Raw genomic sequence first — 13,377 nt, forward strand, 5'->3', positions numbered from 1 at the left:
TAATGACTGCAACGTCAATGTCCGATCCAGGGTGAAATTCTGAGAATCCCTTGGTTGGATTAAGACTATATCGAGTGCAGGCGCTACCTACAACAATTAGGCTATAGGGGTCCACTTCTAAATCTTTGGCCAAATGCGACTTCCAGTCAATATACAAACTACGCGTGCGAAAAATCCAAGGAACAGTATCGAGCACGGCGTGACTCGCAAAATTCTCGGGATTCACCGTCTTGAGCCACTGGATTAAGTCCGCCGCACCTGGACTCCCGTTCACACTCACCCCCTTGAAAGGCGTTCTCTCCTCGGACAACGGTCCAGGAGGTCCGTATAGAACTCTATCCCTGAAGGGCATCGGGAGGCCGGCAGCTCGAAACCCTTCGACTTTGTAGACACAGCGAGGGCACGCTGGCAGCCAGCCGCGGGCCGCGGACCGCGGGAGGCAAGGGGACGGAGCAATACCGAGCCCTCGATCTCGCCGAAAGCCCTCTTGCGGTCCCCAAACGGTCCCCAACTCCAAGCCGTCTAGTAGGACTATGAGGATCACGGTAGATACCAAGAAGGGCCGCTTACCAGGATATTTACCCAGGTAAGCGGCCCTTCTTGATCGTCGGGCTGACAGGATTTGAACCTGCGACCCCTTGACCCCCAGTCAAGTGCGCTACCAAGCTGCGCTACAGCCCGATCCCGCGCCGAACCTCAGCCCCGCGCGACATCTCCTACAGACTACCAACCCTCACCCGTGGGCTTTTCCGCGACCCCCCGGCCCGGTCTTCTTCCGGGGCTTGACCGACAGCTCGATCGGGGTGCCCTCGAAGCCGAACTCCTCGCGCAGCTTGCGTTCGATGAACCGGAGGTATCCGGCGTCGAACGGGCCCGTGGTGAACAGCACGAACCGGGGCGGAGCGACGCCCGCCTGGGTGGCGAACAGCGCGCGGGGGGCGCGGCCGCCGCGGACCGGGTGGGGGGTGGCCTGGGTGAGGGCGGTCAGCCACTGGTTCAGGGCGCCGGTGGGGATGCGCTTCTCCCACGAGGCCAGCGCGCGGCGGATCGCCGGGGCCAGCTTGTCGACGGCGCGACCGGTTTTCGCGGAGATGTTGACCCGGACCGCCCAGGTCACCCGTTTGAGGTCGCGGTCAATCTCCTTGTCCAGGTAGAACCGGCGGTCGGCGTCGACCAGGTCCCACTTGTTGAAGGCGATCACCAGGGCGCGACCGGCCTCGATCACCTGGGTGATCACACGCTGGTCCTGCTCGCTGATCACTTCGCCGGCGTCGAGCAGCACGACGGCGACCTCGGCCGCCTCGACCGCGCCGGCGGTGCGCAGGGACGCGTAGTACTCGGTGCCGGAGGCCTGGTGGACCCGCTTGCGCAGGCCGGCCGTGTCGACCAGCTGCCAGAGCTCGCCGTCCATCTCGACGAGGCTGTCGACCGGGTCCACCGTCGTACCGGCGACCGAGTCGACGACCGCGCGCTCCTCCTGGGCGAGCCGGTTGAGCAGGCTGGACTTGCCGACGTTGGGGCGGCCGACCAGGGCGATCCGGCGCGGGCCGCGGGGACCCCCCTCGACGACCGGCGGGGTCGGCGGCAGCGCGGCCAGGATGTCGTCGAGCAGGTCGCCGGAGCCGCGGCCGTGCAACGCGGAGATCGGGTGCGGCTCGCCGAGGCCGAGCGACCACAGCGACACGGCCTCGAGCTCGAGATTCTGGTTGTCGGCCTTGTTGGCGATCAGGATGACCGGCTTGTGGCTGCGGCGCAGCATCTTGACCGCGGCCTCGTCGACGTCGGTGGCGCCCACGGTCACGTCGACGACGAAGATCACCACGTCGGCGGTCTGCACCGCGATCTCCGCCTGGGCGGCGATCGCGGCAGCGCGGTCCTTGGCGTCCGGTTCCCAGCCGCCGGTGTCGACGACGGTGAACCGCCGCCCGTTCCACTGCGCGTCGTAGGGCACCCGGTCCCGGGTCACCCCGGGCACGTCCTCGACGACCGCCTGGCGGCGGCCGATGATGCGGTTGACCAGCGTCGACTTGCCGACGTTGGGGCGGCCGACGACGGCGACCACCGGCACCGGACCGGAGAAGGACTCCTCGGCCGACGGGTCGGCGGAGGAATCGGCGGCGAAATCGAACCCGCCCTCGAAATCGTTGACGTCGAGGCCGGCGGGAAACTCAGTCACTTACTTACCTTGCTGTCGAGCAGAGTCAAAAGGTGCTGCACGACCTCGTCGATACCCATTCCGGTGGTGTCCACCTCGATGGCGTCGGAGGCCTGGCGCAGCGGGTCGGTGGCGCGGCTGGAGTCCAGCCTGTCGCGGCGCGCCAGGTCCGCCTCCGTCGCCGCGACGTCGGTGGCGTCCTCGGCGCTGCGCCGGGCGGCGCGGGCGGCGGCCGAAGCGGTCAGATAAACCTTCAGATCGGCGTCCGGGGCGACCACCGAGGCGATGTCCCGGCCCTCCACGATGATCCGCGGGTGCGACGTGATGATCGCCCGCTGCAAGGCGACCAGGTGCTTGCGCACCGCCGGCACCGCGGCGACCGCGGAGACCGCGCCGGTCACCTCGGGTCCCCGGATCGGCGCGTCGACGTTCGTTCCGTTCGCGGCGAAATGCGGCGCCGCCGGATCAGTGCCGATGGACAACTCGGTCTCCAGGGCGATCTTCGCGATCGCGTCCGGATCGGTCAGGTCCACGCCCGCCTGCAGCACCGCCCAGGTCACCGCGCGGTACATCGCGCCGGTGTCCAGGTAGACCCCGTCGACCGCGGTCGCCAGGCGCCGGGAGACGGTGGATTTGCCCGAGCCGGACGGGCCGTCGACCGCGACGACGCACCTGGCCGGCCGTACCTCTAGCGCCACCGTTCCTCCTGACGTCCCACGGCAACAACCCTCCCATTGTGCCCGCCCCCGCGGCGCCCGGCGAACCTGGGGCACCTCCGCCACCTGCGGGAGATCACCACGGCCCGCTCACCCAGCGTCGACACCGCGCGCCGGGACCGCGTGCTCCGCCTCGCACCCGGGAAACCGCCGCGCCGCCGGGACCGCGAGCTCCGCATCACACCCGGGAAACCGCCGGGACCGCGAGCTCCGCATCACAGCCGGGAAACCGCCGGGACCGCGAGCTCCGCATCACAGCCGGGAAACCGCCGGGACCGCGAGCTCCCGCTCGCACCCCGGAAACCGCCGCGCCGCCGGAACCGCACACTCCCGCTCCCACGCGGGAAGCCGCGGGACCGCGGGCTCCCGCTCGTACCGAAAAATCGGCCGCCGGCCGCGCCGCTCGCGCCGTCGGCGGCGCCGCTCGCGCCGTCGGCGGCGGCGGCGCGGAAGAATCACCGCACCGCTTGCGGCCGCTGCCGGTCGGCGCTCCTTCCCCGGTACGACCTGCCCCTCCCCCGCCCACGACCACGCCGGCGTGGCACCGGGCCGCCACCCTGGTCACCGTGAGCCGATGAGACTGGTGGCCACCACGATCAGCTCCCCGGATCCGCGCCGGCTGGCCGATTTCTACGCGCGGCTGCTCGACCTGCCGGTGACGCTGGCGCAGGACGGCTGGGTGGAGCTGACGGGCCTGTCGTTCCCCGCCGAGCCGGACCACGAGCCCCCGGTGTGGCCGGGCCGACCGGCCGCGGATGCAGATGCACCTGGACATCGAGGGTCGACGACCTGGAAGCCGGGGTGGCGCGGGCCGTGGGGCTGGGCGCCGCCGTCGCCGGGTGCCAGCCGCAGGACGACGTCCGGGTGTGCCTCGACCCGGACGGCCATCCGTTCCGCCTGTTCGTCCGGAACCGATCCACCACCGGGCCGGACACGCCGACCGGGCGGCCCGCGTCACCCCGGGCGGGCGGCGAAGCCGTCGAGGGTGGGCTCCAGCCCGAACGTGCACGTGTCGCCCGGCGCCGCATGGCCGCGCCCGGCCGCGGTGTCCAGGCGGGTGCGGACGTACCGGAAATTCTTTCCCGCCGCGTGCGCCTCGGGCATCGCCCGGTCGAGTGCCTCGCTGGACAGCCGCCGGTTCAGGGGGATCTGCGCGGCGGGCCGAACGCGCCGCCCGGCACGTGGATGCAGACGGTCGCCGCGATCGGCCTGCTCCCGACGACGGATACATCGTCACCGGCGGCGGGCAGGGCGGCTTCTTCACCCGCGACGGCGACGGCGAGGTGACCGGCGCCGACCTGGCCGGGCGGCCGTTGCGCCGGGTCCGGCCGACCGCCCGCTGCCGCCTATCGGATCGGTCACCAGACGTCGCCGTCGCGCCAGTCGCAGATCAGCAGGTCCCGCTCGTCGAGCGCGGCCCCGCCGGGAACCGGGCGGACCATGGTGCTGTCGTCGTCGTCCTCGGTGCGGGTGACGCCGTCCGGGGCGAGCACCGCGGTGCCGCCCCGCCAGACCCGCCAGCCACGGGACACGTAGAGCGCGCGGCCGGCGGCCGAGGCGGACAGCGCGCCGAGGGCGTAGCCGTGGTCGATGATCCGTTCCGCCTCGGTCATCACCGCGGTGGCGAACCCGCGGCGGCGGTGCGCCGGGTGCACCGCGACCGCCTCGACGTACCCGCACCGCACCGACCGGCCCCGGTGCAGCAGGTGCCGGCGCACCACCGCGCCGTGGGCGATCATCGTGCCGTCCACGGTGATCAGGACGTGCAGGCCGCCGAGCGTGTGCTCCCAGTCGTGGTCGTCGAAATGGCCGGCGAAGGCTTCGTCGAGCAGGCCCCGCAGGCGGGTGCGGTCACCCGGCGTGAGGTCGGCGGTGGCCACCGTGCGTACGACAGTCATGCCGCATGATCCCAGGACCGGGCGGCGTTCCCGCGGATCGCCACGGCCGATTCCGGGTACGCCGGGCCGGGCCCCGACCGTGCGGCGGCGGCCGAACCGTCCGCCCTCTACCGTGACCCCCATGTCCCTCACCACCGTCCCCGACGACCGTGTCCGCCCGCCCCTGACCGTGGTCGCCGCCGTCGTGGTCACCGTCACCGCCTGGGCCTCCGCGTTCGTCGCGATCCGGGCCGTGCACGCGCACTTCGCCGCCGGCCCGCTGGCGCTGGGCCGCCTCGCCGCCGGCGCGCTCGCGCTGACCGCCGCCGTGCTCGTCACCCGCACCTGGGTCCGGCCCACCGCGCGGGAGTGGGCGCTGGTGACCGGCTGCGGCGTGGTCTGGTTCGGCGTCTACAACGTCGCCCTGAACGCGGCCGAGCAGCGGCTGGATGCCGGCACGTCGGCCATGCTCGTCAACGTCGGTCCGATTCTGATCGCGCTGATGGCGGGCGCGTTCCTCAATGAGGGCTTCCCGCGGGGTCTGCTGGCCGGCGCCGGTGTGGCCTTCTCGGGCGTGCTGCTGATCGGTCTGGCCGGGCGGGGCGGCAGTGCCGCCGACCCGCTCGGCGTGGCGCTCTGCCTGCTCTCCGCGGCTGCCTGGGCGGTCGGTGTCACCCTGCAGAAGCCGGCGCTGCGCCGCCTGCCCGCCCTGCAGGTCACGCAGATGGCCTGCACCACCGGCATGATCGTCACGCTGCCGTTCGCCGGCGGCCTGCTCGCCGATCTGCGGTCCGCCCCGGCCGGCTCCGTCGCCGGGGTGGTCTACCTGGGCGTGGTGCCGACCGCGCTCGCCTTCGGCACCTGGGCGTACGCCCTGTCCCGGATGAACGCCGGCCGGCTGGGCGTGACCACCTATCTGGTGCCACCGCTGACCATCCTGCTCGCCTGGCCGCTGCTGTCCGAAACACCCCACGTGCTCGCCGGCGCCGGTGGCGTCGTGGCGCTGGCCGGCGTCGCCCTGGCCCGCCGCCGCTGAACGCGGCCACCCGGCGACCGAAACCGCCCGGCGACCGGAGCCGTCAGGTGGTTGGAGCCATGAGTGGGGCCGTCAGGAGGTCGGGGCTATCAGGCGGCCGGAGCCGTCAGGCCAGACCGGCCTCCTTGGCCAGGATCGCCGCCTGCACCCGGGACGTGCAGCCCAGCTTGCCCAGCACCCGGGACACGTGCGTCTTCGCCGTCGCCCGGCTGATCGCCAGCTCCGCGGCCAGGCCGGCGTTGGACAGCCCCCGGCCGAGCCCGGCGAGCACGTCGCGCTCCCGCTCGGTGAGGCCGTCCAGCGCCGGGGTGGTCACCGGCCGCGCCGGCTCCGGGGCGGCGGCCGCGAAGGCGGTGAGCAGCCGGCGGGTCACCTCGGGCGCCAGGAAACCGTCACCGTCCGCGACCCGGCGCACGGCGTCGATCAGCGCGGCCGGCTCGACCGATTTGAGCAGGAAGCCGGCGGCGCCCGCGCGCAGTGCCCCGAACAGGTAGTCGTCGAAGTCGAACGTGGTCAGGATCAGCACGTCCGCCACGCCCGCGGAGGTGATCGCCCGGGTGGCGGCGATCCCGTCGGTGCCGGGCATCCGGATGTCCATCAGCACCACGTCCGGGCGCAGCGCGCCGGCCTGCCGGACGGCGACCGCCCCGTCGGCGGCCTCGCCCACCACCACGATGTCCGGCGCCTGTTCCAGCATGAGCCGCATCCCGGCCCGGATCGCGGCATGGTCGTCGGCGAGCAGGACCCGGATCCGCGGGTCGCTCACCGCGCGCTCCCCGCCGGGTGCAGGGGCAGCGTGGCGCGTACCCGGAAGTGCCCGCCGTCCGGGCCGGCGGTGAGCTCGCCGCCGAGCAACGTGGCCCGCTCGCGGATCGAGATCAGTCCGGCGCCGGAGCTGAGCGCGTGGTGGTCGACCGCGCCCGCCCGGGTCACCGCGTTGGTGACGGTCACCTGCACGGCGTCGCCGGCCGGGTGGACCTCCAGGCACACCTCCGAGCCCGGCGCGTGTTTCGCCGCGTTGGTCAGCGCCTCCCGCACGATCCGGTGGACGGCGTGCGCCACCGCCGCGGAGACCTGCGGGATCTCCCGGATCCGGGTCTCCACCCGCAGCCCGCCGGCGGTGGCCGCCGCGACCAGGCCGGGCAGGCGGTCCAGGCCGCCGGGCAGGGCCGCGTCCGGGGTCGCGTCGTCGGCCCGCAAGAGCATGATCATGGAGCGCATCTCCTCCAGGGCGGCCAGGCTGCTCGTGCGTACCTCCCGCAGGGTGGCCCGGTCGCGCTCCGGGTCCGGGGGCCGGGCCAGGGCCGCGCCGGAGTGGATCGCGGTGGTGGACAGGTGCGCGGCGATCACGTCGTGCAGGTCGCGGGCCATCGCGGCGCGTTCGGCGACGACCGCCTCCCGGGCGGTGCGCTCCGCGTCGAGCCGGCCCAGCTGCCGCTGCTGGCGGATGTTGGCCGCCCACCACAGCGGCACACACAGCAGGGTGGTCAGCTGCAGGGCCATGAAGACGGCCATCCGGAACTCGCCGACGGCCAGCCCGGTCACCACGCTGATCGTGCCGACGGCGACGAACACCGCGCTGCCCACCGCGGTGCGGGCGCGACCGGAGGCGAACAGGCCGACCGAGAAGAGCAGTTCGAACAGCACCAGGACCAGGGCGACGCTGCCGCCGAGCAGGAGGTCCGCGACCATCGCCACGGTGCCGGCCACGAGGGCGGGCACCGGGTGGCGGCGTTTGCCGAGCATCGCCAGGCAGCCGGCGGCCAGCGGGACGGTGTGCCACCACGCGGGCCAGCCGGCGACCGCGCGCGGCTGCGGGAGCGACCAGATGTCGGTCAGTCCGATGAGGTTGAACGCCAGCCCGGCCAGGAACGTCCCGGCTGCCGTGCCGGCGTCCTGGAACCACGTGCTGCCGCGCCAGCGCGCTCCGAGTCCCACCGGACCATCCCATCACGGGCGGCACACCCGGGCGTACGCCGAAGGGTGTATGTGGCGGGCGGTCCGGCCATCGTCCGGGCGACGCGCCCGGCCCCGCCGGGCGGGCATGGTCGCGGCATGGATCTCCCCCTTCTCGGGTCGCTGGCCGTTCTCGCGCTCATCGATTCCACCAGTTTCGGGACGCTGCTGATCCCGGCCTGGTTGCTGCTGCACCCGGGCCCGGTCCGGCCCGGACGCATCCTGGTCTTTCTCGGTACGGTCGCGGCCTTCTACTTCGCCGTCGGCATCGCGGTGGCGCTGGCCGCCGAGGCCTTCCTGCCGCGGATCCGTGACGCGCTGGCGAACCCGGCCGTGATGTGGGCGCAGCTGGTCACCGGCGTCGCCCTGTTCTTCTGGAGTTTCCGGCTCGACCGCAGGCACGGCCGCGGCGGCGGCGGCCGGCTGGTCCGCTGGCGGGAGCGGGCCCTGGCGGACGATCGCGGCGCCGGTGGCCTGGCCCGGCTGGCGCTGGCCGCGGCCGCCGCGGAGGTGACCACGATGCTGCCGTACCTGGCGGCGATCGGTCTGCTGACCACCGCGGACCTCCCACCGGCGCAGGTCACCCTGATCATGGTGGGGTACTGCCTGCTGATGATCGTCCCCGCGCTGGCCCTGCTCGCCGGGCGGCTGGTCGCCGGCGACCGGGTCGCCAAGCCGCTGGCCCGGATGAGCGACTGGATGGCGAACAGCAACGCGCTGTCGTGGATCGTCGGCATCGTCGGTTTCCTGCTCGCCAACGACGCGGCGGGACGGCTCGGCCTCACCGGCTCCGGCAACTGACCGCGCTCACGCGCGGTAGCCGTCGAACAGGGGCCCGCCCGCTCCCGCCAGCACCTCGGTGGCCAGCGCGGCCGGATCGTCGCGGGCCGCCAGCCAGCGCTCGGCCAGCACAGGATCGTGTTCGCGCAGGTCGCGCAGCAGCCACTTGCCGCCGCTGACCCACCGGCCGGCGAGCGACAGCACCGCCTCGGCGGTGCCGGTCCACAGCCCCGTGGCGATCACTGTGCGTTCGCCCGGGTCGGTGGCGTGCCGGAGGTCGTCCAGGCCGTCGGTCAGGCTGTAGCGCAGCCAGTCGTGCTCGGCGGGACTCAGCGGTCCCGGGCCCTCGGCGAGCACCCGCGCGCACCGGGCCGGCAGGTCGCCCGGGTCGCCGAACAGGACCACGCCGTGGGCGAGCATCCGGTGCGTGCTCGGCTTGCGCTGGGCGCGTTCCCGTTCGAGGAAGCCGGCCAGCCTCTCCCGGGTGTGCACGAACAGCTCCACCGGCCAGCCGCGGTGGCGCAGGCTCTCCCGGTGCCCCGGATCGGTCTCGTCCAGCACCACGATGTCCAGATCGGAGCCCGCGGTCCGGTGCGGGCCGACCACGCTGCCGGTGAGCATCGCCCACTCGGCCGCCGGGAAGCGGTCACGTGCCAGCTCACGGGCGACATGCACGGGTTCCATGTCGATGATCATGCCGCACTGACCGGTTCGGGTCATGGCGGGCGGGATCGGCGTATCGACGGCCACCCGTTCGCCCGCATCCGGAAACTTTTTTCGAACCTCCCGAAACACCACGCTGACCTGGGCATCCGTGGCCGGTTCCGGGGCGCGATCGGGGGCTGGTGGCGAATCCGGGTTGAACCGCGCGACCGGCGGCCCCCGTATCGCCCCGCAACCGGTGAACATCGACGTCCAACGACGAGGAGTGATCATGAGGTCGCGCGCGTACCGACGTAACCAGGGCAACCAGGGCAACCGGCGGAAGGCGATCGGCGCGGTTGTGGTCGCGGGGGTGCTGGTGGCCACCGGATTGGCCGGGGTGCAACTCGCCAACGCCAGCACGGACACCAAGGCGGCCGACCTGGTGAGTGTGGACGGTCAGCAGTTCGACGTGTCCCAGTGCGAGCAGCTGCAGGTCAACGCGGGCAGCGTGGTCTGCGACGGCGAGGAGCTGCAACCGGTCGCGGCACAGGGCGAGGGCGCCGGCGACGCGGCGGCCGCCTCCGCGCAGGCCCTGGAAGCCGCCTGCGACCAGTTCGCCACGGACGCCGCCGCGGCGGCCGGCGAGCAGGCCGGCGAGGCCGCACAGCGCAGCGCCGCGCAGAACCGGGCCGCGAACCGGAAGCTGGCCAAGAAGTACGTCAAGTCACTGAAGGCGGCCGGGAAGGGCGCCGGCAAGGCCGGCGGCAAGGACGCCGGCAAGGGCGCCGGCAAGGGCGCGAAGGCCGGTGAGCAGGGCGCGGCGGAGGAACCGGGCGCGGACCAGCAGGGCGCCGGCGAGCAGGACGCGGCCGGTGACGACGCGGCGGGCGCGGACCAGCAGGGCGCGGGGGCCAACGACGCGGCCGCGGCCGCGGTGACGTCGGCGCAGGCGACGCTGCTGCAGGCCTGCCTGGCGCTCGCCGACGCGAAGGCCGTGGTGGCGGCCGGCGCCGGCGACCAGGGCGCGGACGAGCAGGAGGCCGGCGAGCAGGGCGCGGCCGGTGACGACGCCGCGGGCGCGGACGGGCAGGACGCCGGCGATGCGGGCGCGGCCGGTGACGACGCGGCGGGCGCGGACGGGCAGGACGCCGGCGAGAAGGGCGCGGCCGGCTCGGCTCCGGCCACCGGCAAGTGACCCGCTGAGGCACGTGCCACGGGGTGGGCCTCGGGCCCACCCCGTTCTCGTCGCCGACTGCCCGATCACCGGAGACGGCTGCCTTATCAACGGAGACGACAGTTCGATCACCGGAGACGGCCGCCCGACCGCCGGAGATGACAGCTCGGTCGCGGGAGGCGGCAGTTCGGTCGCGGGAGGCGGCAGTTCGGTCGCCGGAGATGACAGCTCGCTCGCGGGAGGCGGCAGTTCGGTCGCGGGAGGCGGCAGTTCGCCAGCACCGCCCCCGCGGATTTCCTAGAGTGAACGACTATGCGGCGCATCACCCGGTTCCTGGCCACCGTGATGGCGGGCATGACAGCCACCGCGCCCGTCCCGGCCCCGCCGCCGCTGCACCAGGGCAAGATCGTCACCAGGGCGGACAGCACGCGGTGCCTGACCGGCGGCCCGATCGGCACGATCGTCAGCACCCGGCCGTGCGGCGACGGCGTGCCCGGTCAGCACTGGTACCAGGCGAGCACCGGCAAGTTCTACAACGGTGAGAACTGTGTCAGCGCCGAAGGCCCGGTCGCGCGGGTCGCCGAATGCAACGGCGCCGACCCGGCCCAGGCGTGGTGGTTCGTGAAGGTCCTGCGCAACGGCCGCTACGGTCCGTGCCTCACCGAGGAACACATCGACGAGAACGGGTACGGAACGGTCCGCCTGCGCCCGTGCACCTGGCAACGCAACCAGAAGTGGCGTTCCGGCTAGACGACCGGGCGGGCCCGCCCGCGGATCACCGCGGCGCGCCGGCGGTCCGCCGGGTGGTCAGCGCGGCGACGGCGGTGAGCAGGGCCAGCATCAGCACGGCGAAGCCGGTCATCGCGGTGAGCGCGGTGAACGCCCGGGTGGCCAGTCCGAGACCGATCACCGGCACGGTCAGCCCGAGGTAGGCGACGAGGAACAGCCCGGCCAGTGCTGCGCCCCGGTGCTGCGGGGCGGCGAGGGCGGTGACGGCGCCGACCGCCGCCTTGAACAGGGTGCCCGCGCCCACCCCGGCGACCACGCCGCCGGCCAGGAAGACCGGCAGACTCGCCAGGCGCATCCCGGCCAGCACGATGAGCACGCCGCCGGCCTGGGCGGCCAGACCCAGGGCCAGCTTCGCGGGGTTGCCGAGGCGGCCGGTCAGCGCCTGCGCGGCCGCGGCGGCGGCGAACACCGCGAAGACCAGGGCGCCGGCCAGCACCCGCGACGAGTGGTGCAGGACGCCCGCGACGAAGCCCGGGGCGACCGAGGTGAACAGGCCGAAGACGGCGAACGCGGCGAACCCCGCGGTGAGGTGGCCGGCGACGGGCCGCTCGGCGTGGATCCGCTGCGGGCGGTAGGCCGGCCGGGCCGGGCGGTCCGTCACGGTCTCCGGGGCCAGGGCGACCGCGGCGAGGGCGACGAGCAGCAGGACCGCGAAGACCGCGTACGGCGTACGCAACGGCGTATGCACGTGCGCGGCGAGCAGCCCGGCCACCAGCGCCCCGGCGCCGAGCCCGCCGGTGTTCGCCACCGTGGACACCACCTCGAAGCGCTGCCGGGACGCGCCCGGACGGTCCGCGGCGTGCAGCTCGTGCAGGTACGCCGTGGCGGTCGCGGTGACCATGCCGACCCCCAGCCCGGTCAGGAACCTTGCGGCCAGCAGCACGGGCAGCGACGTGCCGCTGAAGAACAGCGCCGCGGCGGCGAGCTCCAGGCCGAGCGCCGGGAGCAGGACCCGCCGGCGCCCGGCCCGGTCCGAGAGGTGGCCGGCGAGCAGCAGGCTGATCACGACACCGACCGCGTAGACCGCGAACACCACGGTGACGGTGAACGTGGAGAACCCGTCCCGGGCCGTGTAGAGCGGGTAGAGCGGGGTCGGGACGGTGGAGAAGGCCATCGCGATCAGGAACGCCGCGGCGATCATCCAGAACCCGGCGCCGTGCCGGGCCGTCCCGGACACTGCGCAAAGACGCGGGGCGGGAGCCAGAAGAGTCATGCCCTGAGCCTGCGCACCGGCAAGCATCACGTCCAACGAAAGATATAGCTCGAACCGATCAGCACCGGTGATAATCGCCGGGTGGAGCTGCGCCAGCTGGAGTACTTCGTCGCGGTCGCCGAGGAGCGGCACTTCTCCCGGGCGGCCACCCGCCTGCACGTGGTGCAGTCCGCGGTCTCCGCCGCGATCAAAACCCTGGAACGCGAGCTCGGCGCGCAGCTGCTGGACCGCAACGCCAAGCGGGTCCGGCTCACCGACGCCGGCGCCGCCCTGCTTCCGCGCGCCCGGGTCGCGCTGGACGCGGCCCGCGACGCGCGCGACGCGGTCGACGAGGTCCGCAGCGGGCTGCGCGGCACGCTGCGCCTCGGTGTGCTCACCTCGATCCGCCTGCTCGACCTGCCCGCCCTGCTCGGCGAGTACCACCGCCGCCACCCCGGCGTGCTGCTGCAGACCAGCGCCGCGCCGTCCGGCTCGGCCGGTCTGGTCGCCCGGCTCACCGAGCACCGGCTGGACCTGGCGTTCGTCTCGCTGCCCGGGCCGCCACCGCCGGGCATCCGGCTGATCGACCTGGCCCACGCGCCGCTCGACCTGGTACTGCCCGCCGATCACCCGCTGGCCGGACGGCCCACGGTGCCGATCACCGACCTGACCGACCTGGACTTCATCGACTCGCCGCCCGGTTACGGCAACCGGGCGGTGGCCGACCGGGCGTTCGCCGCGGCCGGGGTCCGCCGCCGGGTGACCATCGAGATCAGCGACATCGGCACCGGCGCCGACTTCGTGCGGCACGGGCTGGGCGTCGCGCTGCTGCCCCGCTTCCTGCTGACCGGGGTGACCGGGGTGGCGGTGCGCGAGGTGACCGGGGCGGACCTGCGCTGGCCGCTGTCGCTCGCGGTGCCCGCCGACCGTGCGCCGGGCGCCGCCGCGCGGGCGCTGATCGCCCTGGTCCGGACCGGGGTGCCGGAACCGCGGTGACCCCGCGACGGGCCGGTCGGCGGTACAACGGCTCGACGGATGACGACCGGCACGTCAGCCG

The 13,377-nt window shown here is 73.6% G+C and carries 13 protein-coding genes, 1 tRNA gene and 1 pseudogene; 6 read left to right on the forward strand and 9 right to left on the reverse strand.

Annotated features, from left to right (window positions below; translation table 11 throughout):
• Positions 1-607 precede the first annotated feature (607 nt).
• The 3 genes from ACTEI_RS25890 to cmk form a co-directional block, all read right to left on the reverse strand.
• A tRNA-Pro gene (locus ACTEI_RS25890) sits at positions 608-681 on the reverse strand.
• Between the two features lie 52 nt (positions 682-733).
• Positions 734-2,062 (reverse strand): ribosome biogenesis GTPase Der, encoded by a 1,329-nt coding sequence (der, locus tag ACTEI_RS25895; RefSeq protein ID WP_239082692.1) that lies wholly within the window; start codon positions 2,060-2,062, stop codon positions 734-736.
• 110 nt (positions 2,063-2,172) lie between these two features.
• Positions 2,173-2,853 carry a (d)CMP kinase gene (gene cmk, locus ACTEI_RS25900; protein WP_122980039.1) on the reverse strand — a complete coding sequence of 227 codons (681 nt, stop codon included), beginning with the start codon at positions 2,851-2,853 and terminating at the stop codon, positions 2,173-2,175.
• Between the two features lie 750 nt (positions 2,854-3,603).
• Between cmk and ACTEI_RS39425 the strand changes: the two are divergent.
• A pseudogene (locus ACTEI_RS39425) lies at positions 3,604-3,714 on the forward strand (hypothetical protein); the annotation flags it as partial.
• 111 nt (positions 3,715-3,825) lie between these two features.
• Here ACTEI_RS39425 and ACTEI_RS38615 read toward each other — a convergent pair.
• Both ACTEI_RS38615 and ACTEI_RS25910 read right to left on the reverse strand, forming a co-directional pair.
• On the reverse strand, positions 3,826-3,975 hold the full coding sequence (locus tag ACTEI_RS38615) for a hypothetical protein (RefSeq protein WP_239082688.1): 150 nt from the start codon (positions 3,973-3,975) through the stop codon (positions 3,826-3,828).
• A 254-nt stretch (positions 3,976-4,229) separates the two neighbouring features.
• Positions 4,230-4,769, reverse strand: a complete 540-nt coding sequence (locus ACTEI_RS25910; RefSeq protein WP_122980040.1) for a GNAT family N-acetyltransferase — start codon at positions 4,767-4,769, stop codon at positions 4,230-4,232.
• 121 nt (positions 4,770-4,890) lie between these two features.
• Between ACTEI_RS25910 and ACTEI_RS25915 the strand changes: the two genes are divergently transcribed.
• A complete protein-coding gene (locus ACTEI_RS25915; protein WP_122980041.1) occupies positions 4,891-5,784 on the forward strand; it encodes a DMT family transporter in 894 nt (297 codons plus the stop codon).
• A 106-nt stretch (positions 5,785-5,890) separates the two neighbouring features.
• Here ACTEI_RS25915 and ACTEI_RS25920 read toward each other — a convergent pair whose 3' ends face one another.
• Together ACTEI_RS25920 and ACTEI_RS25925 are read right to left on the reverse strand one after the other, a co-directional pair.
• Positions 5,891-6,490, reverse strand: coding sequence for a response regulator (locus ACTEI_RS25920; protein WP_203723829.1), 600 nt, complete (start codon positions 6,488-6,490; stop codon positions 5,891-5,893).
• Between the two features lie 56 nt (positions 6,491-6,546).
• A complete protein-coding gene (locus ACTEI_RS25925; RefSeq protein ID WP_122980043.1) occupies positions 6,547-7,722 on the reverse strand; it encodes a sensor histidine kinase in 1,176 nt (391 codons plus the stop codon).
• 117 nt (positions 7,723-7,839) lie between these two features.
• Here ACTEI_RS25925 and ACTEI_RS25930 point away from each other — a divergent pair, with 117 nt between their 5' ends.
• On the forward strand, positions 7,840-8,541 hold the full coding sequence (locus ACTEI_RS25930; RefSeq protein ID WP_122980044.1) for a GAP family protein: 702 nt from the start codon (positions 7,840-7,842) through the stop codon (positions 8,539-8,541).
• Between the two features lie 6 nt (positions 8,542-8,547).
• Here ACTEI_RS25930 and ACTEI_RS25935 read toward each other — a convergent pair whose 3' ends face one another.
• Complete coding sequence (locus tag ACTEI_RS25935; protein WP_122982414.1) at positions 8,548-9,204, reverse strand: nucleotidyltransferase domain-containing protein; 657 nt, start codon at positions 9,202-9,204, stop codon at positions 8,548-8,550.
• Between the two features lie 250 nt (positions 9,205-9,454).
• Between ACTEI_RS25935 and ACTEI_RS25940 the strand changes: the two genes are divergently transcribed.
• Both ACTEI_RS25940 and ACTEI_RS25950 read left to right on the forward strand, forming a co-directional pair.
• The gene (locus ACTEI_RS25940; RefSeq protein WP_187646002.1) at positions 9,455-10,360 is read left to right on the forward strand and encodes a hypothetical protein; all 906 of its coding nucleotides are present in this window, start codon (positions 9,455-9,457) and stop codon (positions 10,358-10,360) included.
• A 291-nt stretch (positions 10,361-10,651) separates the two neighbouring features.
• Complete coding sequence (locus ACTEI_RS25950) at positions 10,652-11,089, forward strand: RICIN domain-containing protein (RefSeq protein WP_122980046.1); 438 nt, start codon at positions 10,652-10,654, stop codon at positions 11,087-11,089.
• A 25-nt stretch (positions 11,090-11,114) separates the two neighbouring features.
• Here the strand turns inward: ACTEI_RS25950 and ACTEI_RS25955 are convergent, their stop codons facing one another.
• Positions 11,115-12,341, reverse strand: coding sequence for an MFS transporter (locus ACTEI_RS25955; RefSeq protein WP_122980047.1), 1,227 nt, complete (start codon positions 12,339-12,341; stop codon positions 11,115-11,117).
• 81 nt (positions 12,342-12,422) lie between these two features.
• Here ACTEI_RS25955 and ACTEI_RS25960 point away from each other — a divergent pair, with 81 nt between their 5' ends.
• Positions 12,423-13,316, forward strand: coding sequence for a LysR family transcriptional regulator (locus ACTEI_RS25960; protein WP_122980048.1), 894 nt, complete (start codon positions 12,423-12,425; stop codon positions 13,314-13,316).
• Positions 13,317-13,377 lie beyond the last annotated feature (61 nt).

The organism is Actinoplanes teichomyceticus ATCC 31121 (assembly GCF_003711105.1).
GTDB classification, from domain to species: Bacteria; Actinomycetota; Actinomycetes; order Mycobacteriales; family Micromonosporaceae; genus Actinoplanes; species Actinoplanes teichomyceticus.

Excerpts from the sequence above, each read along its gene's own strand:
- ACTEI_RS38615 (WP_239082688.1), bottom strand. The coding sequence starts at position 3,975 with ATGCCCGAGGCGCACGCGGCGGGAAAGAATTTCCGGTACGTCCGCACC.
- ACTEI_RS25910 (WP_122980040.1), bottom strand. The coding sequence starts at position 4,769 with ATGACTGTCGTACGCACGGTGGCCACCGCCGACCTCACGCCGGGTGAC.
- ACTEI_RS25915 (WP_122980041.1), top strand. The coding sequence starts at position 4,891 with ATGTCCCTCACCACCGTCCCCGACGACCGTGTCCGCCCGCCCCTGACC.
- ACTEI_RS25920 (WP_203723829.1), bottom strand. The coding sequence starts at position 6,490 with ATGCGGCTCATGCTGGAACAGGCGCCGGACATCGTGGTGGTGGGCGAG.
- ACTEI_RS25930 (WP_122980044.1), top strand. The coding sequence starts at position 7,840 with ATGGATCTCCCCCTTCTCGGGTCGCTGGCCGTTCTCGCGCTCATCGAT.
- ACTEI_RS25935 (WP_122982414.1), bottom strand. The coding sequence starts at position 9,204 with ATGGAACCCGTGCATGTCGCCCGTGAGCTGGCACGTGACCGCTTCCCG.
- ACTEI_RS25940 (WP_187646002.1), top strand. The coding sequence starts at position 9,455 with ATGAGGTCGCGCGCGTACCGACGTAACCAGGGCAACCAGGGCAACCGG.
- ACTEI_RS25950 (WP_122980046.1), top strand. The coding sequence starts at position 10,652 with ATGCGGCGCATCACCCGGTTCCTGGCCACCGTGATGGCGGGCATGACA.
- ACTEI_RS25955 (WP_122980047.1), bottom strand. The coding sequence starts at position 12,341 with ATGACTCTTCTGGCTCCCGCCCCGCGTCTTTGCGCAGTGTCCGGGACG.